This is a genomic window from Pseudomonas sp. GL-B-26 (assembly GCF_019947405.1).
GTDB lineage: Bacteria > Pseudomonadota > Gammaproteobacteria > Pseudomonadales > Pseudomonadaceae > Aquipseudomonas.
Genome location: NZ_JAGYGJ010000051.1, coordinates 15,369 through 39,074 on the forward strand (window position 1 = coordinate 15,369; position 23,706 = coordinate 39,074).

The following is a 23,706-nucleotide window of genomic DNA, read 5'->3' on the forward strand; positions in this document are numbered from 1 at the left end:
CATGCTCTGCGCCCGCGCTGCGAAAAATGAGCTGCTGTGCGCAATTGCATCGCATTCTAATGGCAGCCACAATATCTGTTAACTGGATTATTAAGATAAGGGTTATCGGTTATATCGATATGCGATTTACTCTCCGTCAACTTCAAGTATTCGTCGCCGTCGCCCAGCAGGAAAGCGTATCCCGTGCTGCGGGCCTGCTCAACCTCTCGCAATCGGCGGCAAGCACCTCGATCACCGAGCTAGAGCGTCAGTCCAGCTGTCAGCTGTTCGACCGCGCCGGCAAACGGCTGAGCCTCAATGCCCTCGGCAAACAGCTGCTGCCGCAAGCGGTGGCGCTGCTCGACCAGTCCAAGGAAATCGAAGACTTGCTCAATGGCAAGTCGGGATTCGGCTCTCTGGCGGTCGGCGCGACCCTGACCATCGGCAATTACCTGGCCACCTTGCTGATCGGCAGCTTCATGCAGCGCCATCCGGAAAGCCAGGTGAAGCTGCACGTGCAGAACACTGCCAACATTGTGCAGCAAGTCGCCCACTATGAAATTGATCTGGGTCTAATCGAAGGTGACTGCAGCCATCCGGACATCGAAGTGCAGAGCTGGGTGGAGGATGAACTGGTGGTGTTCTGCGCGCCCCAGCATCCACTGGCCAAGCGCGGCACGGCGACCATGGAAGAGCTGACCCATGAGGCCTGGATTCTGCGGGAACAGGGCTCCGGCACGCGACTGACCTTTGACCAGGCCATGCGTCACCATCGCAGCTCACTGAATATCCGACTGGAACTGGAACACACCGAAGCGATCAAGCGTGCCGTGGAGTCCGGGTTGGGGATTGGCTGTATTTCGCGTCTGGCGCTACGCGACGCGTTCCGCCGTGGCAGCCTGGTGCCGGTGGAAACGCCAGATCTGGACCTGGCGCGGCAGTTCTATTTCATCTGGCACAAACAGAAATATCAAACGTCGGCGATGCGTGAATTCCTCGACCTGTGCCGCGCCTTCACCGCCGGGGTTCAGCGCAGCGATGAGATCGTTCTGCCCACCATCGCTTAAAGCAGGATGACTGCCCAGACCAGCGCGATCATGCTCAAGGCTACGAACTGAGCGGCGCTGCCCATGTCCTTGGCGTTCTTGGACAGCGGGTGCAACTCAAGGGAAATGCGGTCGATGGCCGCTTCCACGGCCGAATTGAGCAATTCGACAATCAACGCCAACAGGCACACTGCAATCAGCAACGCCTGCTCGACGCGACTGACGTTCAGGAAGAACGACAGCGGGATCAATATGACGTTGAGCAACACCAGTTGCCGAAAGGCCGCTTCGCCGGTGAAAGCTGCGCGCAGACCGTCCAGCGAATAACCGGAGGCGTTGAGGATGCGTTTTAGGCCGGTTTGGCCTTTGAAAGGTGACATAAAGTAGGCAACTGACCAAAAAATGAAGTGGGAAGGCTAGATTAAGCACAGTCAAAAAAGCGTGAACGCGCCGCGTCTGATCAGTTCGAAATTGACTCAAGTTGTTGCAGAAGCAAGGCTGCCTGGGTCCGGGTCCGCACATTCAGCTTGCGAAAAATCGCCGTCACGTGGGCCTTGATCGTCGCTTCGGAAACGCTCAGCTCGTAGGCAATCTGCTTGTTCAACAAGCCTTCACAGACCATGGTCAGCACACGAAACTGCTGCGGCGTCAGGCTCGCAAGGCCTTCGCTGGCGGCCTTGGCTTCGGCGGAAACGCTGACCGCCTCGAACGCCTGGGGCGGCCAGAACACATCACCATCGAGCACCGCGCGTACGGCTTTCTGGATGACGCTCAGATCACTGGACTTGGGGATGAAGCCGCTGGCGCCGAATTCACGAGACTTGACCATGATCGAGGCTTCTTCCTGGGCCGACACCATGACCACCGGAATCTGCGGATACTGACCGCGCAACAGCACCAGCCCTGAAAAACCGTAGGCCCCCGGCATGTTCAGGTCCAGCAGCACCAGATCCCAGTCGGACTTCTCGTCCAGACGGGTTTCCAGCTCGGCAATGCTTGCCACTTCCACCAGGCGGACTTCCGGGCCCAGGCCCAGGGTCAACGCTTGATGCAGGGCGCTACGAAAAAGAGGGTGGTCATCGGCAATCAGGATTTCGTATGTGGCCATTTTTCAAATGATCCTGTTTTTTATGGGACGCCCGATGCATTCAGGCCTCACCAAAACAACTCGAGGTACAGCCACGGAGCTGTACCAACAGGGCACGTTCAACGCCAATCACGTGGCTATCCACGTAAAGAATACGGCGTATCAAACTTTGGCCGCGCCCTAATCGGCGCCAAGCATGCCCAGCGAAGCCGGGGTGGTCAAGGTGCATGGCCAGTACAGTTCTTTGCAGTATGGGCGACAATCAGCGGCTAACAGGGACGCCGATTTACACAAAAGGCATCAGCTCGGCGTGTGCTGGTGTTGAAACATTCATTTCAAGCTGATGTTTGGCATCAAGGTAATGTTGGCTGAATACGTCGAAATAAGCGTCCAGCGCCGACGCAGCCTCGGTATCGCCCGCCAGATCGAGACACAACGCCGCCACTTCGGCTGTGCATAGATGCTCGCTGCGGGTCGATCGGCGCAACCGGTACCGCGACAGCTTCTCGGGTAACAGGCTCAGGATTGGCAGCCGATCGAAGTAGGGGCTTTTGCGGAAAATCTTTCGGGCTTCTGTCCAGGTGGCATCCAGCAGAATGAACAGCGGACGCTTCGAACGATCGGCATCGACGCTGTTTGTGACACGCTCGGGTTCGACGTACTCACCCGGAAACACCAGATAGGGCTGCCATTGCGGGTCGGCCAGCAGCGCCAGCAGTTGCTCATCAACTTCCGTACGCGACCAGATGAACGCATGGTTGTCGCGCACCACATCGGCGATCAGCCAACCGGTGTTGCTCGGTTTGAACACTTCCTTGTTGGTCATGATCAGGCACACGCCAGAACGGGCCTCGACTTGCGGACGCCAGGCGCACAGGCAGTGGCTCTCGATCACGCGGCAGGCTCGGCAACGCGGTGCCCTCCAGCCTCGGGCCTGAATCGGCTTGATGCCCTCTTCCTCTCGCTCATCGCGCAAGCGGGCTACTGCGTTTGCAGCAAAGCGTGGGGTTGCAGGGTTCATCGCAGGCAACGCCGGCAGGGGAAGAAAATCGACACGAAAAACACTCGGCAGGGCAGAAAGTGGCGGCAGTTTATCAGAGCAGCCGGCGCAAGCCTGTACCGTCCAGGCCTCGTCCCCTATAATTCGCCGCCACTGAACGCACAGTCATGTGACGGGTCGAACCACCAGTCACTGAACCAGGAGAGTTTCATGCTGCGCCTTATCGTTCCCACCGCTGCCATTTTGCTGGCGTCGTCCTTCAGCGCTCAGGCTGCGTCCTTGAGTGAGCAGAATCTCAACAGAGAGCTGCGAAACGTCGCCACACAAAGCAGTGTTGGTACTCCACGGGCGATCAACGAAGACATTCTTGATCAGGGCTACACCGTCGAAGGCAACACGCTGATCAACCATCTAAGCGTACAAAGCAGCCACGCCAACAAGATGCGTGCCGACCCGAAAGCCGTGTATTTCCAGCTTGGCGCCTCTGTATGCAACAACCCATCGTTCCGCAAACTGATGGCCAAGGGCGCGGTCATGCGTTACGACTTCACTGAGGTGAAGACCAACCGCGCAGTCGGCTCCGCCAGCTATCAGGAATCGGATTGCCCGAAAGCGGCTCCGACCAAGAAGAAGTAATCATTGGGGATTGGCGCGCCGCTGTTCATCCTCGGCGCGCAGTTCTGCCAACAACGCCTGCAAATAACGTGAACGTCGGTCGGCCCCCTCCAGACGCCGGCAGCACTCTTCTTCGAGACTCAAATGATTGGTCTCGGCTGATGACTTCAGCAATCGATACAGTTGCGTATCGATCTCCAGAATGACTCTGGCCATCACTTCCCGCCTCCCTGCACCTCGCCCTTGCTTGAGCGATAAAATCCTTGAACCGCTTGTAACGTGCGTCCTGCCTTTGACGCAAAGTTGTCGTGTCGTGCCTGTAATTTAGTAAATCAGACTGTCGGACACTCGCCTTGCGTTCAGACGAGCGGTGAAAGCACCTTGCAAATCGCCAATAAGCGGTTGCCAGGAAAGACTTTGCGGCGCAATGATCAAGTCAGCGAAAAACGCTGCGAGGGTCTAGATTCATAGTGTTCACGTTTACTTTTCAGGGCAGGAAAGGGGCTGCCCATTGCCCGTCTTGTTGTGCGAATGTTTCCTTCATCCAAGGGAAAAACAGAGCCTGTATGGAAGGAGAAGTTGATGCCTTACCAACCGAATGACCTCCTGAGCCGTCATTTTGAAGAAAGCGGCCACGACCTCATCAGCAAGGTCGAAGAGCAACTCAACCTTGTTTCACCCAACAGCCCGAACATCCCGATCTACCGCGACATGATCCTGACCGTGCTGCGCATGGCCCAGGAAGATCACAACCGCTGGAATGCCAAGATCACCCTGCAAGCCCTGCGTGAACTGGAACATGCCTTCCGTGTTCTGGAGCAGTTCAGGGGGCGCCGCAAAGTCACCGTTTTTGGCTCGGCCCGAACACCGATAGAACATCCGCTGTACGGTCTGGCCCGGGAACTTGGCGCCGCGCTGGCGCGGTCAGACCTGATGGTCATTACCGGTGCCGGTGGTGGCATCATGGCGGCGGCCCACGAAGGTGCTGGCCTGGCACACAGCCTGGGATTCAATATCACCCTGCCCTTCGAGCAGCATGCCAATCCCACCGTGAATGGCACTACCAACCTGCTGCCTTTCCACTTCTTCTTTACCCGCAAGCTGTTCTTCGTCAAGGAAGCCGATGCGCTGGTCCTGTGCCCTGGCGGTTTCGGTACCCTGGATGAAGCGCTGGAAGTGCTGACACTGATCCAGACGGGCAAAAGCCCGCTGGTGCCCGTGATATTGCTGGACGCTCCCGGCGGCAATTTCTGGCAAGGCGCGTTGGACTTCATTCACCATCAACTGGAGGAAAATCGCTACATCCTGCCGACCGATATGAAACTCGTCAGTCTGGTCTACAGCGCGGAAGAGGCTGTGGAGCAGATCAACCAGTTCTACAGCAACTTCCACTCCAGCCGCTGGCTCAAGCATCAATTCGTGATCCGCATGAATCACAAGCTCAGCGACCAGGCGCTCGAACACATGCAAGAGGCATTTGCCGACCTGTGCCTGAGCGATCACTTCCATCAACACGCCTACAGCGGAGAGGAACACGACGAACCGCAGTTCAGCCACCTGGCGCGACTCGCTTTCACCTTCAACGCCCGTGATCATGGACGTCTGCGGGAACTGGTGGACTACATCAACCTGCCGGAAAACTGGGCGCAATCCCAACCCCAGGCGCAACAGCGCTCGCGGGAACCGTCCAAGGTTACGTAAGCAAAAAAAACGGCCCGCTATCAAAATAGCGAGCCGTTTCAGTCAATCGTCCATCCCTCGGCCACTGAACAAGCGGCTGATCATTTCCATGGAATATCCCCGATAACTCAGGAACCTGCCCTGTTTGGCACGTTCCCGGGCGTCTATCGGTAAATGCCCGGAAAACTTTCGCCGCCAGGTGTCTTCCAGTTGTTCCTGCCAGTTGATACCGCTCTCGCGTAAAGCGAGTTCGATGTCGGTACGTTGCAGGCCGCGCTGGCTCAACTCTTCGCGAATACGCAAAGGGCCATAACCGGAACGGGAACGGTAGGAAACAAAGCTTTCAAGGTAGCGGGATTCGGACAGCAGGCCTTCTTCCGTCAAACGGTCGAGAGCCGAGTCGATCATTTCAGGGAGGGCGCCGCGTTGACGCAGTTTACGCGTCAACTCGACTCGACCGTGCTCGCGTCGCGCGAGCAGGTCCATTGCGGTTCGCCGCACCGCGACGAGTGTATCGAGTACGGCGGTCATCGGATCAATCAGATATCAGCGTCAGCCAGGTCATCAGCAGTCTCTTTGACTGGCGATGCTTTGACGTCCGGCGCTGGAGTCAGCAACTTGTCGCGCAGTTGCTTCTCGAGCTTGGCGGCGATTTCCGGATTGTCTGCCAGGAACTTGGCCGAGTTAGCCTTGCCCTGACCGATCTTGGTGCCTTCATAGGCATACCAGGCGCCGGACTTCTCAACGAAACCGTGCAGCACGCCCAGGTCGATCATCTCACCATTGAGGTAGATGCCCTTGCCGTAAAGAATCTGGAACTCGGCCTGACGGAACGGCGAAGCTACCTTGTTCTTCACAACCTTGACGCGAGTTTCGCTACCGACAACCTCGTCACCTTCTTTCACCGCGCCAGTACGGCGGATGTCCAGACGAACCGAAGCGTAGAACTTCAGCGCGTTACCACCGGTGGTGGTTTCCGGGCTGCCGAACATCACACCGATTTTCATACGGATCTGGTTGATGAAGATAACCAGGCAGTTGGCGTTCTTGATGTTACCGGTGATTTTACGCAGCGCCTGGGACATCAGACGGGCTTGCAGGCCCACGTGCATGTCACCCATTTCGCCTTCGATTTCAGCCTTTGGAACCAGAGCTGCCACGGAGTCGACGATGATCACGTCAACGGCGTTGGAACGCACCAGCATGTCGGTGATTTCCAGGGCTTGCTCGCCGGTGTCCGGCTGCGAAACCAGCAGGTCGTCGACGTTGACGCCCAGTTTGCCGGCGTATTCAGGGTCGAGGGCGTGCTCGGCATCGACGAATGCGCAGGTCGCGCCGGCTTTTTGAGCCTGGGCGATCACCGACAGTGTCAGCGTGGTTTTACCGGAGGATTCAGGACCGTAGATCTCAACGATACGACCTTTTGGCAGACCGCCAATGCCGAGCGCGATGTCCAGACCCAGAGAGCCAGTGGAGATAGCCGGGATCGCCTGACGGTCCTGATCGCCCATACGCATTACGGCACCCTTGCCGAATTGACGTTCGATCTGACCCAGGGCCGCAGCCAAGGCTTTCTTCTTGTTGTCGTCCATTAAAGTCCTCACGTAATCAATAAGGCCTGACGGCCAACACCTGTATAAGTAGCCAGTATTATTCCACAGCGTTTCAGGATCGCCTACCCCTGATTTGAGATTTCTCCAGCAGCATGGCGCAGCAGCCCCTCTAGCGCGGCCTTCACCGTTTGTCGGCGGACCTCGTCACGGTTGCCGGGAAAGTACTGCACCTCGCTGAACACCTGTTCACCAACGCCCCAAGCCAGCCACACGGTGCCCACCGGCTTGCTCGGCGAACCGCCATCCGGCCCCGCCACACCGCTGACCGCCACGGCAAAACGCGCCCGGCTTTTCTCCTGCGCGCCTCGGGCCATGGCCTCGACCACCTCGCGACTGACCGCTCCCACTGTCGAAAACAACTCGACCGGAACATTCAATTGCTCGGTTTTCTGGCGATTGGAATAGGTGACATAACCAGCCTCGAACCATGCCGAACTCCCCGGAATCCGGGTGATCGCCTCGCTGATCCCGCCACCGGTGCAGGATTCTGCGGCGGTGACGTGAGCATTGAGAACCTGCAAGCGCCTGCCAAGTTCAGCGGCCAGTTGGGTGATTTCTTTCACGGTCATCTCCTGAGCAAGCGGAATGAGAACTACCGTACACGAGCGTAACGCGCTTGCAAGGCGCAGGATCGATCAAAATGTTAGCGAGCGAGGGCTCTGATATAAGCCTGCCAACACAGCCAGAAACACAACAACGCCAATGACGCAGTAAGATATCGGCATCAAACCGAAGGCTGGCATAACACCGCCCTCGCCCGCGCCCAGAGTTGCAAGCGATCCTGTAAACCGTTCAGGCCGCCGTTGATGCGGCGAGTGATGCTGTTGAACTGGTCGCGGTCGGCCAGCTCGTTGAAGCCATTTTGCTCCCAGAACCACGCGGCTGATTCGGCGGCCCATTGGGGTTGTTCCAGCAGTTCCGGCAAAAACAGTAAACGATCATCACCGAAGAGTCCGAGACTGCACTGACGGTAATTGTCGCGGCCCGTGATCTGAATCAGGCCTCGGCCACGGTACTTTTGACCGTCGCCGTCAGGCTCTGGCGTATTGCCAAGGCGGACAGCCAGTGCGCCAGTGTCGTACTTGCTCAAGTATTGAGCGCTGCCCAACTCACGCACGTACTGCAACTGCCCTGATTCGTGACCGACTTGCGCGAGGAAGGCGGCGATACGTTTGGGGATGTTGATGTTGCGGTGAGACATGGCTGTGTTCAGGACGGAAATGAAAACGCCCGCTTGGGAGCGAGCGCGGGGCATAACGATCTGTAATTGTTGCTGCGTAACTGTCATATAGCCCCCAGGCCCTGACGAGTGTCTGGTTCGTGTCAAAGATATCCAGCCAGCCAAAGTGGCGCACTGGGTCGATGCTCGCTGAAAGGAAAGAACGACCCTTGCGGCCAATCCCGAAGTGCACGGCGATAGGCCTGCAATTCGGCGTATTGATCGGTGGTCAATGTTGTACCGCCGCCGCCCTCCAGTTCGTCCCTGTCGCGGGCGACCATACTGTCCGTGGCCGATAACTGGCTATCACTAGTTCACGCTCCACCCCGCCTGTACCTGACCGGAAAAATTCCGGGCTTTCAGGCGGCAGCCCTGTTTGGTACCGGTGCTCCCGACCAGGATGAGCATCGCCCCGTCGCCGCCCACACGGGTGGCCACGAGCGAAGAAAAAGACGTCGGAGTCCCCATGATCGGGGTTTCATCGACAAACTTGACGTCCACCAAACCGGCGCTGGGGACACTATTGGGATAGTCCACGGTATATCCTTCCGTTGGTATTTTGCAGGCAGCCGTGTGCTGGTAACACACGACTGCACTTCCAGTTATCAATAAGCTCCAGGGTTTATACGGTTACGCCACTGACAGGTGAAGCCGGCCAGTCAATGATCATCGGGAAGTCCGGTTGCTGTTCAATGTCCATCAACTTGAGCGTATAGCGTTTCCACTCTTGCAGAGTGGCCAGTTGAACACTGGTGGCCTCACCTAGTTCATAAGCGTATTGCAGCGGCGCGACGCGAATAACAATCTGAAACAGACGACTGTCTCGCTGGGCGTTGGCTTGAGCGGTTTTGCCTGTTAGTTCGGCAGCCAAGTCCAGCACCCAGTCATCATTCAGCCAAACATAATATTCGCCGGGACGAGGCTTGAAGGTCAGATAGTCAGGCAACGGGCCCAACGCGAACCAGATTTCAACGCCACCTGTGTCTTTGCGATACGCCTCGCGGTTGCGCAAATCGATCAGTTGCGAAGCGGCACCGTTACGCCAGACCCAGACATAGCCCGTTTCGGCGGCCGGCAATGCTTCCGGCAACTCTATCGCATTGCCTGGCAGGACAACGCCCATACCGGGGATCACCGGCAACTCCACCGGACCGAACAATTCCTGCGTTGTTTCAGAAAAATAGTAATAAACCATAAACACCTCTATTGAAAAATCTTGAGCATCCATTAAAAACGCAGACCAGCGTTAATTTCAGATGAGTTTTATTCTGCCTGGGTAGGCAACATTTCGTGGACGCGTTTCTATACCTCCTGTAACTTCGGCAACTCCTGTAACTCCTGTAACTTCGGTAACTTCGGTAACTTCGGTAACTTCGGTAAAACCAAGACTGCTCGGACCTTGATTGAATAGAGCATCGGGAGCGACTGACCCTGCACCTGAGGGAACACCCAACATGTCGCTTTTTAGTTCATGTCTGTGTGACTTCAATATATCAACTTGCCAACTACCAGCCATTCGACCTGGGTCAACACTGCGACCTTCGTCAACAACCCTCGGGGTACCGGCTTGCAGCGTTTCGAGGTCGATGCCAGCAGCCACGCGACCGGCAAGACTTGGGCAGTGATCACGCAGTTGGCTAATTAGGGGGGGATCTTCATGGTGTTTTCACCGGGCAATAAAAAACCCGCTTGTTGGCGGGTTTAGAGAAAGGTACTGGCCTTGGAAAACCCGCGTCCTTGCGGGCCGGATGCCGGTCGGCACCGCTGCTCGCCATTCCATTGGGCTTTGTGTTCAGTGATCCTGGCGAGGATCTCGCGGCGGCACTTCGCAAACGCCAATCCGCTTGGCCGCCCAGCGTTCATAAAGGCCAATGGCAACGTCCGCCCCGGCCATCGCCGTCAGGCAACCGAACGCGCAAGCCGTCCAGATCGACACGCCGGCGGCATACAGCAGCATGATGGCCGAGACCCCGCAGACCATGCAGGCCCCGGATCGCAAGGCCAGGCGCCGCAGCAATGACCAGCCGCGGGCGCCCTCCTTGTCAGCGCGCCACATTTCGCCGGACACCCCACCCACCAGGGCGAGAACGATGACCAGCCAGATCGGCATGTCCAGCAACGCTTGTTGCTCGTTTGTCATGTCACGCCTCCTGGGGGGTGAATGGCCTAAATCGGAAAAGTCCTGCGCAATAAAACAAGACGCCCTGCCACCTGGCAGGGAGTCCTTGGCTCTACCCTTAAAACTCCCAACCGATATGACCGTAAGTTGGATACGGTGCAGTACCGTTATGCTCGGGACTTGTGGTGTTCGGGTAGTAGATTTTTCGAGCGCGAATGGTCGGCGTATAGCCGAAACGCGCCCAGACAGGCACATCCTGGACGATCGCCAGGCTGCCATTGGGTTGAAGGCGCAAAGAAGCCCCCGGACGGCCACCGGTTCCCGAATTCCAAAGCGGAACGTCATTCGCTGCATAAACAACGAAGTTGCCGTCTGCCTGGAACACCGCCTTCACCGCGCCTTTGTTCTGCGTATAACTGGCCCAGCGAACACTCCAGTTCGGGCCGTAGTTCACAACGTTGCCGTCGCCCTGGAAGATGATGGCGCCGTCACCGGCAAAGTAAGGCTGCCCTCTGACCAACTCGGAGGGGCCCGGAAAAATGACCGCGGCGCTTCCCGTCACGACAGGTATTGACGGAGTAGCATTCCAGAGCGTCTGCGAGTCGATGATCACAATGTTGCCGTCGTCCTGCACTTGAAGATAAGTGCGATTCGCGGCTGCCTCGACACTGTCCACTGCCGTGGTATTGACCGTCGTCCAGCAACGGTTACGGGTGTGGTCTACAAGAACCCCGCTGTAATACACGTAGAAACAGTTAGGCACCGCTGCTACAGGATTGAGAGTGTTCGTGTAAGCGTTCCCGTCAGCCACCCAGGCAAGTGCGCCATTATCGTAGAGCGCCAGGTTCATGTCCGGTTGCAGCAGCAGTTTGAACCGCTTGCTCGGCGACTCAAGATACTGACCCGGGCTCATCGAGTTGCGCGGTGGCAACACCGGGCTGCCATTGTTTGTGAACTGAATACGGGGTGGTCCTAGTGGTCCTGCCATTTTTATCACCTATTGAGTCGAATGGTTTGGTGCGCAGGATTGCGCTTTCATGTCGCTCAATGGCGATCGCTCAAGGCTCGCGGCCTTCACATGATTCAATGTTCCGCATCGGGAGCATTTGATCTGGAGCTCGGTGTACTCACCCACTCGGGCGAGAAGTCTTTTGCACTGCCCACATCTGCAATCTTTCAACATCGAGATGCCTCCTGGCTTCTGCCGAATCCTTTCTGTAGTTGAGGTTGATAAACCTCGGACGAGGCAGGCATTCCAAAAAGCCCGGCGCTTGCCGGGCTTTTCAGTAATGCGGTCCTTCGCGTTGACCTTTCGGCGCTACTGGCGCGGTACGGATCGATTCATATTGTTTTTCCGACCGCGGTCCCTGCCCGCCGGATAACTGCTTGTGGTGCTTTACGCTGCACACCCGGGTCAGTTGCCAACCCTCTGAACCGTTGAGGCCGGTTCATCGCTGCCTTTGTGGTGGAACTAAAGAGCTTCGTTTCGAGCTGCTTTTGAGCTGCTTGAGACAAAGAATATGCATGGATGCATATACAGTCAATGCATAAACGCATTTATTTATGCGCCATAAATGCATTGACGCATGAAAACCCCGCAGGCAAAGGCGCTGACGGCTTTTCGACAGGCGAAAAAAAACCCGCTCAGTGGCGGGTTTTATCTGACAGCGGTAAGGTTAACGGGCGTACATGCCCCACCAGAAGACGTGACCGAGGATGACGATCTGCTCCTCCTGGATTTCCTGGAAGGTGTAGTCCTCGTCCGGATGCTCATCGCGATTGAAGCTGCGCAGGCGAATCCCGGTAGGCAGGCGATAAAGCTGTTTCACCCGCAGCTGGCCGTTGTGGTTGATGGCATAAAGGTCGCCATCCACGATATCGCCGATCCCGCACTTGCCGGCATTAACGCCTACGGTGGCGCCGTCGCGCAGTACCGGCAACATACTGTTGCCGCGCACCGTCACGCATTTTGCCTGGTCGAACTGAACGCCATTGTGGCGCAGGCTCCGCTTGCCGAAGCGCAGGCTAGAGCGCTCGCTCTCTTCGATGACGAACCTTCCTGATCCTGCAGCCAATTCAACCTCGCGAAGAAAGGGGACCGATACCTCGTCATCATCGACGGGCGTATCGTCGTCCCACAGACTTATGTCCCTGAGTTCCGAATGCAATTGATCGCGCCCGGTGCTGGCTGCCGGCGCGACATCCGCACGGCCCCGCAACTGGTCGGTGCTGACGGCGAAGTACTCGGCGATCTTCGAGATGTGTTTATCCGAGGGATCGACGATCTTCCCGCTGAGGATCCGCGAGAGAGTGGATTGAGGCACGCCGGTGCGACGGTGAAGCTCCGTGGGGGAGATCCCGTGCTGATCGAGCAGCGCTCTTAAGACGGTAGAAACATTGCGTTTTTGCATAAAGCGCATAGTGCTTGTTCTTTTCGCGGAAGACAAATGCCAAATTGCATAAATTGCGCATATGCCGTGCATAGACAGAAGAAATGTATCGCAGGGCTTTCATGCCTGCGTCGGGTGGACCGCCCATGTTAACCTTGCGCCCATCGCGGAAAAGCCGGGCCGATGCCCCTCCTTTGCCCTACACCTTTCAACGAATTTGCCTGATTATCCGATGAATAAAGCGCTCTCTGATCTGTCCTCCCACACGCCAATGATGCAGCAGTACTGGCGCCTGAAAAACCAGCACCCTGACCAGCTGATGTTCTACCGCATGGGCGACTTCTACGAGATCTTCTACGAAGACGCGAAGAAGGCCGCCAAATTGCTGGACATCACCCTGACCGCCCGTGGGCAGTCGGCGGGTCAGGCGATTCCGATGTGTGGGATTCCTTACCATGCCGCGGAAGGTTACCTGGCGAAACTGGTCAAGCTCGGCGAGTCGGTGGTGATCTGTGAGCAGGTCGGCGACCCGGCGACCAGCAAAGGGCCGGTGGATCGTCAGGTGGTGCGGATCATCACACCGGGTACGGTCAGTGACGAAGCGCTGCTGGATGAGCGTCGGGATAACCTGATCGCGGCGGTGCTGGGTGACGAGCGACTGTTCGGTCTGGCGGTGCTGGACATCACCAGCGGCAACTTCACCGTGCTGGAGATCAAGGGCTGGGAAAACCTGCTGGCGGAACTGGAGCGGGTCAATCCGGTAGAACTGATGATCCCGGATGACTGGCCGAAGGATCTGCCGGCGGAGAAACGTCGTGGGGTTCGTCGCCGTGCGCCGTGGGATTTCGAGCGTGATTCGGCACTGAAAAGTCTCTGCCAACAATTCTCGACCCAAGACCTGAAAGGCTTCGGTTGCGAGAACCTGACCCTGGCCATCGGCGCCGCGGGTTGCCTGCTCAGCTACGCCAAGGAAACCCAGCGCACCGCCCTGCCTCACTTGCGCAGCCTGCGTCATGAACGCCTGGACGACACCGTGGTGCTGGACGGCGCGAGCCGTCGTAACCTGGAACTGGACACCAACCTGGCTGGCGGTCGCGACAACACGTTGCAATCGGTGGTCGATCGCTGCCAGACCGCCATGGGCAGCCGTCTGCTGACCCGCTGGCTGAACCGTCCGCTGCGGGACCTGACCGTATTGCTGGCGCGCCAGACCTCGATCACCTGCCTGCTCGACGCCTACCGTTTCGAAAAGCTGCAACCGCAGCTCAAGGAAATCGGCGACATCGAGCGAATCCTGGCGCGGATCGGCCTGCGCAATGCCCGCCCTCGTGACCTGGCTCGCCTGCGCGATGCGCTCGGTGCCTTGCCCGAGTTACAAGTGGCAATGACTGAGCTGGAAGCTCCGCACATCATTCAACTGGCGAAGACCACCAGCACCTACCCGGAACTGGCGGCACTGCTGGAAAAAGCCATTATCGACAACCCGCCCGCCGTCATCCGTGACGGTGGTGTGTTGAAAACCGGTTACGACGCCGAGTTGGACGATTTGCAATCGCTCAGCGAAAACGCTGGCCAGTTCCTGATCGACCTCGAAGCCCGCGAGAAGGCCCGTACCGGTCTGTCGCACCTGAAAGTCGGTTACAACCGCATTCATGGCTACTTCATCGAGTTGCCAAGCAAGCAGGCTGAGTCGGCGCCGGCAGACTATATCCGCCGCCAGACGTTGAAAGGTGCCGAGCGCTTCATTACGCCGGAACTGAAGGCGTTCGAAGACAAGGCGCTGTCAGCGAAGAGCCGCGCCCTGGCACGCGAGAAGATGCTCTACGAAGCACTGCTCGAAGATTTGATCGCCCAGTTACCACCGTTGCAGGACACCGCCGCGGCACTGGCCGAGCTGGACGTGCTGAGCAACCTTGCCGAACGTGCACTGAACCTCGATCTGAACTGCCCGCGCTTCGTCAGTGAGCCATGCATGCGCATCAGCCAGGGTCGTCACCCGGTGGTCGAGCAAGTGCTGACCACGCCGTTCGTGGCCAACGACCTGAGCCTCGACGACAACACCCGCATGCTGGTGATCACCGGTCCGAACATGGGTGGTAAATCCACCTACATGCGCCAGACCGCTCTGATCGTGCTGCTGGCACACATCGGCAGTTTCGTGCCGGCAGCCAGTTGCGAGTTGTCTCTGGTGGACCGGATCTTTACCCGGATCGGTTCCAGCGATGACCTGGCCGGCGGGCGTTCGACCTTCATGGTCGAAATGAGCGAGACCGCGAACATCCTGCACAACGCCACCGAGCGCAGCCTGGTGCTGATGGACGAAGTCGGTCGCGGCACCAGCACCTTTGACGGTCTGTCCCTGGCGTGGGCTGCGGCCGAACGCCTGGCGCATCTGCGGGCTTATACGCTGTTCGCCACCCACTACTTCGAGCTGACGGTACTACCGGAGGCGCAACCGCTGGTGGCCAACGTTCACCTTAATGCCACCGAGCACAACGAACGCATCGTATTCCTGCACCACGTGCTGCCAGGGCCTGCCAGCCAGAGCTACGGCCTTGCGGTTGCGCAGTTGGCCGGTGTGCCGAGCGAAGTGATCGTGCGCGCTCGCGAACACCTGGGTCGGCTGGAAGCGACCGCCCTGCCTCATGAAGTTCCCAAGACTGCCAAGGGCAAACCGGCCGCGCCGCAGCAGAGCGACATGTTCGCCAGCCTGCCGCATCCGGTGCTGGATGATCTGGCCAAACTTGATCTGGACGACATGACACCGCGTCGGGCGCTCGAAATGCTCTATACACTAAAGACACGGATCTAACGCACTTGCCTGCAAGCTGTTAGAATCTCGCGCGGTTTGGGATGCTGCTGGCTTATAGCCTGACCAGCAGACTATCGCTCCCAAACCTGGCGACCCCAACGTGAAGGGGCTCCGCTGCCGCCGCCTGAGGAGAAAATTAGAAATGACCTTCGTCGTCACCGACAACTGCATCAAGTGCAAGTACACCGACTGCGTAGAAGTCTGTCCGGTGGACTGCTTTTACGAAGGCCCGAACTTCCTGGTGATTCACCCGGATGAGTGCATCGACTGCGCACTGTGCGAACCAGAATGCCCTGCCGTGGCCATCTTCTCCGAAGATGAAGTCCCGGAAGACATGCAGGAGTTTATTCAGCTGAACGTTGAGCTGGCGGAAATCTGGCCCAACATCACCGAGAAGAAAGAATCGTTGCCCGATGCCGAAGAGTGGGATGGTGTCAAAGGCAAGATCAAAGACCTCGAACGCTGATTACCCCCGCGTTCTCGAAAAGGCCCCTTGTGGGCCTTTTTGCTTTTCTGCAGGCAAAAAAAAGGGGCGGTTTGACCCGCCCACATTTTTTCCCTATTCCCTGTGTTCCTTTTCATCGTCCTGATGAATCGCTTCCTGCGATGTCCTTTCCCCTCATCCTTGAAGGGCGTGTCTGTCCGTCGACACAGTTCAGATACTAGAGAATTCCCTACCAAGAGCAATCACCCCCGCTAGCTGAAACTGCCTGTCACAAGCTATTAATATTAATAAATAATCATATAAATCAATTAGTTAATCATATCTCACGTAGGAATATATACAGCTGCTACCCATGGAATTAGCGAACACTTACGAAAGAGTAAGCAAACACTTACAGCGAGAGGCTACAAACCAGAGATGATGACGGAGGGAACCCCCAACCTGTCTCTGAGGTAATAAAAAACCCCGAACCAGTCGGGGCTTCTTAATGCCAGCCAGCAAAGTACTTATTGAAACAGCGACTCGCTCGACAGGCCATTCTTCTCGAGAATCTCCCGAAGACGCTTCAGGCCTTCAACCTGAATCTGTCTGACCCGCTCCCGGGTCAGGCCAATTTCCAGGCCTACATCTTCAAGCGTGCTGCTCTCGTGACCGCGCAGGCCGAAGCGGCGTATCACCACTTCACGTTGCTTGTCGGTCAGCTCCGAGAGCCATTGATCGATGCTCTGGGACAGGTCGTCATCCTGCAACAGTTCACATGGATCGGTTGGACGGTCATCGGTAAGGGTGTCCAGCAGGGTTTTATCCGAATCCGGACCCAGCGAGACGTCGACCGAAGAAACCCGCTCGTTCAGGCCGAGCATGCGCTTGACCTCTCCCACTGGTTTTTCCAGCAGGTTGGCAATTTCTTCGGGCGAGGGTTCGTGATCGAGTTTTTGCGTCAGCTCCCGTGCAGCCCGCAGGTACACGTTGAGCTCTTTGACCACATGGATCGGCAACCGGATGGTCCGGGTCTGATTCATGATCGCGCGTTCAATGGTCTGACGAATCCACCAGGTCGCGTAGGTCGAAAAGCGGAAGCCGCGTTCGGGGTCGAACTTCTCTACCGCCCGGATAAGCCCGAGGTTGCCCTCTTCGATCAGGTCCAGCAGCGACAGGCCACGATTGACGTAACGCCGGGCGATTTTCACCACCAGCCGCAGGTTACTTTCAATCATGCGTTTGCGCCCAGCCGGATCTCCACTTTGCGACAAGCGCGCAAAATGAACTTCTTCTTCGGGGGACAGCAGAGGGGAAAAGCCAATCTCATTGAGGTACAGCTGCGTGGCATCGAGCGCACGCGTGTAGTCAATGTACTTGTGTTGCTTTAACGAAGCGGAGTGTTTGGATTTGGCACGAACGGAAGGTGGAGCAGCCCCTTCATCATTCGACATCGAATCCGTCCCGATGCCGGTCTCCATCAGGAGAACCTCATCGTCGATGTCAAACTCCGGCACTTCTTTACTGAGAGCCATTGTTATAGTCCTTTGGTGAGTTCGACCTCAGGCTCAAGCGGCGCCTTTATCCTTGGCAACGCTGGAGCCTGTTCCCTCTACGCGACGGAACAGGCTGGAAGCGATCAACGACGTGGCAGGAATTGCAGCGGATCTACAGGTTTACCTTGTCGGCGAATCTCAAAATGCAGCTTCACCCGGTCTGTACCCGTTGACCCCATTTCGGCAATTGTCTGTCCGACCTTGACCTGCTGCCCCTCCCGAACCAACAGCCTGCGGTTATGTCCGTAGGCACTGACGTAGGTATCGCTGTGTTTGATGATGACTAATTCGCCGTAGCCCCTTAAGCCACTCCCGGCGTATACCACCGTCCCATCAGACGCAGCTAAAACAGGCTGTCCCAAATCCCCGGCGATATCAATTCCTTTATTCAAACTGCCGTTTGAAGAGAATTTTCCAATGAGAATGCCATTAGATGGCCACCCCCAGCCGGTCGGGGCCGGACCGGCAGGAGGCATCGGAGCAGGGGTCGGCTTGCTGGCGACGGACGGTGCAACCACTGCTGTGCTGGTGGTTGCGCCATTCGCCTGGCGCCGGATAACCGTGGTTTTCAGCGACGAAGAAGGTGTTGAATCAATGGCGCTGGCCACCGGTGTCGGCGTTGAACCGGTGCGACCGTCAAAGCGAATCGTCTGACCCGGATGGATCGTATAAGGCGTAGGAATGTTGTTGCGTGCCGCGAGGGCTTTGTAGTCCCAGCCGTAGCGAAAGGCGATGGAGAACAAGGTGTCTTTAGGTCGGACGACGTATTGACCCGTGGTCACTGCCGGACGCTGGGCGACGGCGTTGTTGCGATCGACGACACGTACTTCGCTCGATTTGTTGCTGGAGCAACCAACTAGCAAGGTGCTCAAGACAAGGCCAGTCACCAGGCGCTGAAAGCTCGTTTTACCCATTCGCTGCGCAATGACTGTGAGACTCACCCGCCGCTCCCTTTGTGGTGGCTGAAAATGTGGATTGCCGTGTTCCGGCATGAAATGTCGCAAGTATAACGGGCCGTGCAGGCTTTACCTTTAATGAAGCGAAATGGCTTGGCGCACACGTTTGCTGCCTGACGATGAATCCCGTTTAACTGATCGATGCCGCTGTAAGACAGGAGCAATCGAAGAGAATTCAGCGCCCTGAAACAAATGCTCAGGCGAGCGGCCCATTGAGTAACGGGACGAAGCGAACAGCCCCCAGAACACGCCTGGAAAAGCCCTGCTCTTCCCGGATGATCAGCATCAATTGTTGAACCTCACCCGATCCGACCGGGATCACCAGCCGCCCTCCCGGCGCCAATTGATCAAGCAGCGCCTGAGGTACATCAGTCGCCACCGCGGTCACGATAATGCCGTTGTAAGGTGCCAGCGCCGGCCAGCCTTCCCAACCATCGCCCCAGCGGAACACCACGTTGCGCAGGTTCAGCTCCACCAGGCGCTCCTTGGCCCGATCCTGTAGAACCTTGATGCGCTCGACGGAAAACACCCGCTCGACCAGCTGCGACAGCACAGCCGTCTGGTAGCCCGAGCCGGTGCCAATTTCCATCACCTTGTCGAGAGGACCTGCCTCCAGCAGCAACTCGCTCATGCGAGCCACCATATAAGGCTGCGAGATGGTCTGGTTATTGCCGATCGGCAGCGCGGTGTCTTCGTAGGCACGGTGAGCCAGCGCCTCGTCGACGAACAGGTGACGCGGTGTACGGCGAATGACTTCCAGCACCTTGGCGTTGCAAATTCCCTCTTCATACAGGCGCTGAATAAGGCGCTCACGGGTCCGTTGCGAGGTCATCCCGATGCCACGACGCAGAATATCGTCTTGTTCACGAGCCATTAGTTCAGCCCCTCCAGCCAGCCATCGAGACTTCTGAAGGCATCATTAAAGGTGCGATCCAGTTGCAGTGGGGTGATTGAAACATAGCCTTGCATCACCGCATGAAAATCGGTACCCGGGCCGCCGTCTTCGGCATCCCCCGCCGCCGCAATCCAGTAACCGGATTTACCGCGCGGATCGACCACTTTCATCGGCGCTGCAGCACGTGCGCGATGTCCGAGGCGGGTCAGCTGAATACCGCGGATGTGATCCAGCGGCAAATTGGGAATGTTCACGTTCAGTACCGTACGCGGTGGCAGTTCAAGGTCCGCGTGAGCCTCTACCAGTTTGCGCGCAAAGTACGCGGCTGTGGGAAGGTTCTCCACTTGCCGTGAGGCCAACGAAAAGGCAAACGAAGGACGCGCCAGGAAACGTCCCTCAAGGGCCGCCGCCACGGTGCCGGAATACAACACGTCATCCCCCAGGTTGGCGCCCAGGTTGATGCCCGAAACCACCATGTCCGGCTCGCGCTCCAGCAAGCCATTGAGGCCCAGGTGCACGCAATCGGTCGGTGTGCCATTAAGGCTGATAAAGCCGTTGGCCAGGGTTTGCGGGTGTAACGGACGGTCGAGCGTCAGCGAGCTGCTGGCGCCGCTTTTGTCTTGGTCCGGGGCGATAACCACGCATTCGGTGTAATCCGCCAGCGCAGCATAAAGCGCGGCGAGACCGGGTGCGGTTACCCCATCGTCGTTAGAAATCAGAATACGCATGGGCTGTCCGTCTGCCCCACCGGCACCAGATCAACGAGCTCGCGCACCAATACGGTGGCGAAGCATCCGGCCGGGAGGACGAATTCCAGTTGCAGAATGTCAGGCTCGGGATAATGCCACGTCAACCCACCAATGGGCAGCCGCAGGATGCGACGTTCGTGGCTCATACCGGCGTTAATCAACCAATCACGCAAGTCCGCTTCGCGAGTGGCGATTGCCTGCTCCAGTTCATGGACAGCGCCAGTGGCCGGCGAGTCACCTTCGCCCCACTGCGGACCGGTCGGGTGCAGATCGAGAATCGCCAGACGCGGGTCGCTGCACTCGGCCTCACCAGCCGGAAAGAAGCTGCGACTGTCGGTGAAGGCCAGCAGATCGCCAACCTGGGCACGCTGCCAGCTGCCATCGGCGACTCGGGCCGCCAACACCTGATTAAACAGAAAGCTGCGCGCCGTAGAGAGCAGACGCGAACGCACGTTGCGCTGCTCCGGCAAGGCTTTGCGAGCAGCCCACGCACGGGCATCGACCACGTTACCGCCGTCAAACCCAAAACGCTGGGCGCCGAAATAATTGGGAATACCTTGCTTGGCGATCAGTTGCAGACGCTCGTCGATCGCCGCTTTGTCGCCAGCGAATTGCGTCAGTCGCAACGTGAAGCCATTGGCCGAGTGAGCACCGCGTTGCAGCTTGCGTTTGTGCCGGCCGGTCTTGAGGATCTTCAGCGTATCGTTTTCCGCCGCCGACAGATCAGGATCAGCCTTGCCCGGCAGCTGCACGCTGAACCACTGGCGAGTCAGCGCCTGACGATCCTTGAGGCCCGCGTAACTGACAGTGCGTAATGGCACGCCCGCTGCCTTGGCGATCCGCCGGGCTGCTTCTTCGGTATTCAGACCGCGCTTTTCCACCCAGATCCACAAGTGTTCGCCGTCGCCACTGAGGGGGATATTGAGGACTTCATCGACCTGAAAATCTTCCGCCGTGGCTTTCAATACTGCGGTGCCGAGGGCTTCGCCATAGGCCCGCGGGCCGAGCAATTGCAGTTCGTTCATGCGCGCAGCAACAAGGCAACGGAGTGCACGGCAATGCCTTCTTCGCGACCGACAAAGCCGAGCTTTTCGGTGGTGGTAGCTTTCACGTTCACTTGATCCAACTCAACTTGAAGATCCGCGGCAATCAGCGCGCGCATCGATTCGATATGCGGGGCCATTTTCGGCGCCTGGGCGACGATGGTGTTATCGACGTTGCCGACTTTCCAGCCCTTGGCGTGGATCAGTGCGACGACATGACGCAACAGCACACGGCTGTCGGCGCCCTTGAATGTCGGGTCGGTGTCCGGGAAATGCTTGCCGATATCACCCAGCGCAGCGGCACCGAGCAAGGCATCGCTCAAGGCGTGCAGCAGGACGTCACCGTCGGAGTGAGCGAGCAGCCCGAAGCCGTGTGCAATCCGCACGCCGCCCAGAGTAATGAAATCGCCTTCAGCGAAACGGTGCACATCATAGCCGTGGCCAATACGCATAAAAAAACGCCCCGATTTTTGTCAGGGCGTGATTCTACCTGCTTTGTCGAACATTAGGCGCTTAGAGCGCGCCCATGATGTTGCAAGTGGTCGTCGATGAAACTGGCGATGAAGAAATAGCTGTGGTCGTAGCCGGGTTGCAGGCGCAACGTCAGCGGATGACCGGCCAGTTTGGCGGCCTGTTGCAAGGCTTCAGGCTTGAGCTGGGTGGCCAGGAAATCGTCGCGATCACCTTGGTCTACCAGCAGCGGCAACTTCTCATCAGCCTCGGCAATCAACGCGCAGGCATCCCACTCGCGCCATTTCGAACGGTCTTCCCCCAGATAGCGGGAAAAGGCCTTCTGCCCCCACGGGCAATCCATCGGATTGTTGATCGGCGAGAATGCCGAGACCGACTGATAGCGCCCCGGATTACGCAACGCGCAGACCAGTGCGCCGTGGCCGCCCATGGAGTGACCGCTGATGCCGCGCCTGTCCGACGCCGGGAAATGGGCTTCGACCAATGCCGGCAATTCCTGCACGACATAATCATGCATCCGATAGTGCCGGGACCAGGGTTCCTGCGTGGCATTCAGATAAAACCCGGCACCGAGACCGAAGTCCCAGGCGCCATCCGGATCACCCGGCACATCGGAACCGCGAGGGCTGGTGTCCGGGGCAACGATGATCAGACCCAGTTCGGCAGCCATGCGCATGGCGCCGGCCTTTTGCATGAAGTTTTCGTCGGTGCAGGTCAGGCCGGACAACCAATACAGCACCGGCAGTTTGCCACCCTGCTCCGCTTGCGGCGGCAGGTACACGGCAAACACCATGTCGCAGCCGAGCACATCGGAGCGGTGCCGATAGCGTTTGTGCCAGCCGCCGAAGCTTTTCTGGCAGGAGATATTTTCCAGGCTCATGACCGACCTCAGAAATGGATGACCGAACGGATGCTCTTGCCTTCATGCATCAGGTCGAACGCCTTGTTGATATCTTCCAGGCCCATCGTGTGGGTGATGAACGTATCCAGCGGGATTTCGCCGGTTTCAGCCATCTCGACATAGCTTGGCAACTCGGTACGGCCACGCACGCCACCGAACGCCGAACCGCGCCAGACGCGACCGGTCACCAGCTGGAATGGACGCGTGGAGATTTCCTGGCCAGCACCGGCGACGCCGATGATTACCGACTCGCCCCAACCCTTGTGGCAGCACTCAAGTGCAGCACGCATCAATTGCACGTTGCCGATGCACTCGAAGGAAAAGTCGACGCCGCCATCGGTCATGTCGACGATGACTTCCTGGATCGGACGATCGAAATCTTTCGGGTTCACACAATCGGTTGCACCCAATTGCTTGGCGATCTCGAATTTGGCCGGGTTGATGTCGATGGCGATGATCCGCGCCGCCTTGGCTTTGACGGCGCCAATCACCGCCGACAGACCGATGCCGCCGAGGCCGAAAATGGCGACGGTATCACCTGGTTTTACCTTGGCGGTATTGAGGACTGCACCGATGCCGGTGGTGACACCGCAGCCCAGCAGGCAGACTTTTTCCAGTGGCGCTTCTTTTGGAATTTTGGCGACGGAGATTTCCGGCAGCACGGTGTACTCGGAGAACGTCGACGTCCCCATGTAGTGGAAAATGGGTTGGCCCTTGTAGGAAAAGCGCGAAGTGCCATCCGGCATCAGGCCTTTGCCCTGAGTCGCGCGAATTGCCTGACACAGGTTGGTTTTGCCCGACAGACAGAATTTGCACTGGCGGCATTCCGGGGTGTACAGCGGGATCACGTGATCGCCGACTGCGACGGAGGTCACGCCCTCGCCGATCGCCTCAACCACCGCGCCACCTTCGTGACCGAGGATTGAGGGGAAGATACCTTCCGGGTCCGCGCCCGACAGCGTGTAGGCATCGGTATGACAAACACCGGAGGCAACCACTCGCAGCAGAACTTCGCCGGCCTTGGGCATGGCGACATCGACTTCAACGATCTCGAGGGGTTTCTTGGCCTCGAAGGCAACGGCAGCGCGCGACTTGATCATGTGGATTCTCCAGTGAATAAAAACGAGACAGTGAGTGTAATACACCGCCTG

The 23,706-nt window shown here is 57.8% G+C and carries 28 protein-coding genes and 1 pseudogene; 6 read left to right on the forward strand and 23 right to left on the reverse strand.

The genetic code is table 11. From position 1 onward, the window contains the following. Positions 1–119 precede the first annotated feature (119 nt). Positions 120–1,046, forward strand: coding sequence for a LysR family transcriptional regulator (locus KGB23_RS25305; RefSeq protein WP_008153977.1), 927 nt, complete (start codon positions 120–122; stop codon positions 1,044–1,046). Here the strand turns inward: KGB23_RS25305 and KGB23_RS25310 are convergent. The 3 genes from KGB23_RS25310 to KGB23_RS25320 all read right to left on the reverse strand — a co-directional run bounded on the left by KGB23_RS25310 (position 1,043) and on the right by KGB23_RS25320 (position 3,133). After that, complete coding sequence (locus KGB23_RS25310) at positions 1,043–1,405, reverse strand: diacylglycerol kinase (protein WP_008010143.1); 363 nt, start codon at positions 1,403–1,405, stop codon at positions 1,043–1,045. The two genes, KGB23_RS25305 and KGB23_RS25310, sit on opposite strands and share 4 nt — an antisense overlap. A gap of 80 nt (positions 1,406–1,485) precedes the next feature. Beyond that, positions 1,486–2,133, reverse strand: coding sequence for a response regulator transcription factor ErdR (gene erdR, locus KGB23_RS25315; protein WP_033053926.1), 648 nt, complete (start codon positions 2,131–2,133; stop codon positions 1,486–1,488). 265 nt (positions 2,134–2,398) lie between these two features. Then, positions 2,399–3,133, reverse strand: a complete 735-nt coding sequence (locus KGB23_RS25320) for a tRNA-uridine aminocarboxypropyltransferase (protein ID WP_223433017.1) — start codon at positions 3,131–3,133, stop codon at positions 2,399–2,401. A 189-nt stretch (positions 3,134–3,322) separates the two neighbouring features. On the opposite strand from KGB23_RS25320, the gene KGB23_RS25325 reads away from it, so the two are divergent. Then, positions 3,323–3,748: a PA3611 family quorum-sensing-regulated virulence factor gene (locus tag KGB23_RS25325; protein WP_056739218.1), complete on the forward strand. Its 426-nt coding sequence runs from the start codon at positions 3,323–3,325 to the stop codon at positions 3,746–3,748. Here the strand turns inward: KGB23_RS25325 and KGB23_RS25330 are convergent, their stop codons facing one another. Next, positions 3,749–3,943: a hypothetical protein gene (locus KGB23_RS25330; protein ID WP_223433018.1), complete on the reverse strand. Its 195-nt coding sequence runs from the start codon at positions 3,941–3,943 to the stop codon at positions 3,749–3,751. It abuts the gene before it with no gap. Positions 3,944–4,309: 366 nt separating this feature from the next. Here KGB23_RS25330 and KGB23_RS25335 point away from each other — a divergent pair, with 366 nt between their 5' ends. Continuing rightward, entirely contained in the window at positions 4,310–5,428 is a 1,119-nt protein-coding gene (locus tag KGB23_RS25335) for a TIGR00730 family Rossman fold protein (protein WP_223433019.1), read from the forward strand. A gap of 42 nt (positions 5,429–5,470) precedes the next feature. Here the strand turns inward: KGB23_RS25335 and recX are convergent, their stop codons facing one another. The 7 genes and pseudogenes from recX to KGB23_RS25370 all read right to left on the reverse strand — a co-directional run bounded on the left by recX (position 5,471) and on the right by KGB23_RS25370 (position 9,467). Further along, positions 5,471–5,938 (reverse strand): recombination regulator RecX, encoded by a 468-nt coding sequence (recX, locus tag KGB23_RS25340; RefSeq protein ID WP_223433020.1) that lies wholly within the window; start codon positions 5,936–5,938, stop codon positions 5,471–5,473. Between the two features lie 8 nt (positions 5,939–5,946). Next, entirely contained in the window at positions 5,947–6,999 is a 1,053-nt protein-coding gene (gene recA / locus KGB23_RS25345) for a recombinase RecA (RefSeq protein ID WP_007907270.1), read from the reverse strand. Between the two features lie 83 nt (positions 7,000–7,082). Further along, complete coding sequence (locus KGB23_RS25350) at positions 7,083–7,583, reverse strand: CinA family protein (RefSeq protein WP_223433021.1); 501 nt, start codon at positions 7,581–7,583, stop codon at positions 7,083–7,085. Between the two features lie 161 nt (positions 7,584–7,744). Continuing rightward, the gene (locus KGB23_RS25355; protein WP_223433022.1) at positions 7,745–8,308 is read right to left on the reverse strand and encodes a glycoside hydrolase family 19 protein; all 564 of its coding nucleotides are present in this window, start codon (positions 8,306–8,308) and stop codon (positions 7,745–7,747) included. Between the two features lie 35 nt (positions 8,309–8,343). Continuing rightward, positions 8,344–8,535: pseudogene (locus KGB23_RS25360) on the reverse strand (hypothetical protein); the annotation flags it as partial. Positions 8,536–8,548: 13 nt separating this feature from the next. Then, positions 8,549–8,776 carry a hypothetical protein gene (locus tag KGB23_RS25365; RefSeq protein WP_223433023.1) on the reverse strand — a complete coding sequence of 76 codons (228 nt, stop codon included), beginning with the start codon at positions 8,774–8,776 and terminating at the stop codon, positions 8,549–8,551. Positions 8,777–8,861: 85 nt separating this feature from the next. Further along, positions 8,862–9,467, reverse strand: coding sequence for a tail fiber assembly protein (locus KGB23_RS25370; protein ID WP_223433024.1), 606 nt, complete (start codon positions 9,465–9,467; stop codon positions 8,862–8,864). Between the two features lie 270 nt (positions 9,468–9,737). Between KGB23_RS25370 and KGB23_RS25375 the strand changes: the two genes are divergently transcribed. Further along, positions 9,738–9,884 carry a hypothetical protein gene (locus KGB23_RS25375; protein WP_185752705.1) on the forward strand — a complete coding sequence of 49 codons (147 nt, stop codon included), beginning with the start codon at positions 9,738–9,740 and terminating at the stop codon, positions 9,882–9,884. Between the two features lie 147 nt (positions 9,885–10,031). On the opposite strand, the gene KGB23_RS25380 is transcribed toward KGB23_RS25375, so the two are convergent. From KGB23_RS25380 to KGB23_RS25395, 4 genes are all read right to left on the reverse strand, one after another. Further along, the gene (locus tag KGB23_RS25380; protein WP_046046281.1) at positions 10,032–10,379 is read right to left on the reverse strand and encodes a phage holin family protein; all 348 of its coding nucleotides are present in this window, start codon (positions 10,377–10,379) and stop codon (positions 10,032–10,034) included. A gap of 97 nt (positions 10,380–10,476) precedes the next feature. Further along, positions 10,477–11,346 carry a putidacin L1 family lectin-like bacteriocin gene (locus KGB23_RS25385; protein WP_223433025.1) on the reverse strand — a complete coding sequence of 290 codons (870 nt, stop codon included), beginning with the start codon at positions 11,344–11,346 and terminating at the stop codon, positions 10,477–10,479. Positions 11,347–11,355: 9 nt separating this feature from the next. Beyond that, positions 11,356–11,541: a Com family DNA-binding transcriptional regulator gene (locus KGB23_RS25390; protein WP_095128077.1), complete on the reverse strand. Its 186-nt coding sequence runs from the start codon at positions 11,539–11,541 to the stop codon at positions 11,356–11,358. A 493-nt stretch (positions 11,542–12,034) separates the two neighbouring features. Further along, on the reverse strand, positions 12,035–12,769 hold the full coding sequence (locus KGB23_RS25395) for a helix-turn-helix transcriptional regulator (protein WP_223433035.1): 735 nt from the start codon (positions 12,767–12,769) through the stop codon (positions 12,035–12,037). A 211-nt stretch (positions 12,770–12,980) separates the two neighbouring features. Between KGB23_RS25395 and mutS the strand changes: the two genes are divergently transcribed. Continuing rightward, entirely contained in the window at positions 12,981–15,560 is a 2,580-nt protein-coding gene (gene mutS, locus KGB23_RS25400; protein ID WP_223433026.1) for a DNA mismatch repair protein MutS, read from the forward strand. A gap of 142 nt (positions 15,561–15,702) precedes the next feature. Beyond that, positions 15,703–16,026: a ferredoxin FdxA gene (gene fdxA, locus KGB23_RS25405; RefSeq protein ID WP_003222178.1), complete on the forward strand. Its 324-nt coding sequence runs from the start codon at positions 15,703–15,705 to the stop codon at positions 16,024–16,026. A gap of 485 nt (positions 16,027–16,511) precedes the next feature. Here fdxA and rpoS read toward each other — a convergent pair whose 3' ends face one another. The 8 genes from rpoS to KGB23_RS25445 form a co-directional block, all read right to left on the reverse strand. After that, complete coding sequence (gene rpoS / locus KGB23_RS25410) at positions 16,512–17,519, reverse strand: RNA polymerase sigma factor RpoS (protein ID WP_008154012.1); 1,008 nt, start codon at positions 17,517–17,519, stop codon at positions 16,512–16,514. 104 nt (positions 17,520–17,623) lie between these two features. Further along, the gene (locus tag KGB23_RS25415; protein ID WP_223433027.1) at positions 17,624–18,481 is read right to left on the reverse strand and encodes a peptidoglycan DD-metalloendopeptidase family protein; all 858 of its coding nucleotides are present in this window, start codon (positions 18,479–18,481) and stop codon (positions 17,624–17,626) included. 211 nt (positions 18,482–18,692) lie between these two features. Beyond that, positions 18,693–19,328 carry a protein-L-isoaspartate(D-aspartate) O-methyltransferase gene (locus tag KGB23_RS25420; RefSeq protein ID WP_177327881.1) on the reverse strand — a complete coding sequence of 212 codons (636 nt, stop codon included), beginning with the start codon at positions 19,326–19,328 and terminating at the stop codon, positions 18,693–18,695. A 41-nt stretch (positions 19,329–19,369) separates the two neighbouring features. Beyond that, a complete protein-coding gene (gene surE, locus KGB23_RS25425) occupies positions 19,370–20,119 on the reverse strand; it encodes a 5'/3'-nucleotidase SurE (protein ID WP_046046285.1) in 750 nt (249 codons plus the stop codon). Beyond that, the gene (truD, locus tag KGB23_RS25430) at positions 20,107–21,165 is read right to left on the reverse strand and encodes a tRNA pseudouridine(13) synthase TruD (protein WP_223433028.1); all 1,059 of its coding nucleotides are present in this window, start codon (positions 21,163–21,165) and stop codon (positions 20,107–20,109) included. Before truD ends, surE begins: the two co-directional genes overlap by 13 nt. Continuing rightward, positions 21,162–21,635: a 2-C-methyl-D-erythritol 2,4-cyclodiphosphate synthase gene (gene ispF, locus KGB23_RS25435; RefSeq protein ID WP_010462780.1), complete on the reverse strand. Its 474-nt coding sequence runs from the start codon at positions 21,633–21,635 to the stop codon at positions 21,162–21,164. The genes truD and ispF overlap by 4 nt, the downstream gene beginning before the upstream one ends. A 53-nt stretch (positions 21,636–21,688) precedes the next feature. Continuing rightward, complete coding sequence (fghA, locus tag KGB23_RS25440) at positions 21,689–22,534, reverse strand: S-formylglutathione hydrolase (RefSeq protein WP_223433029.1); 846 nt, start codon at positions 22,532–22,534, stop codon at positions 21,689–21,691. Positions 22,535–22,542: 8 nt separating this feature from the next. Next, entirely contained in the window at positions 22,543–23,655 is a 1,113-nt protein-coding gene (locus tag KGB23_RS25445; RefSeq protein WP_033059912.1) for an S-(hydroxymethyl)glutathione dehydrogenase/class III alcohol dehydrogenase, read from the reverse strand. Between the last annotated feature and the right edge of the window lie 51 nt (positions 23,656–23,706).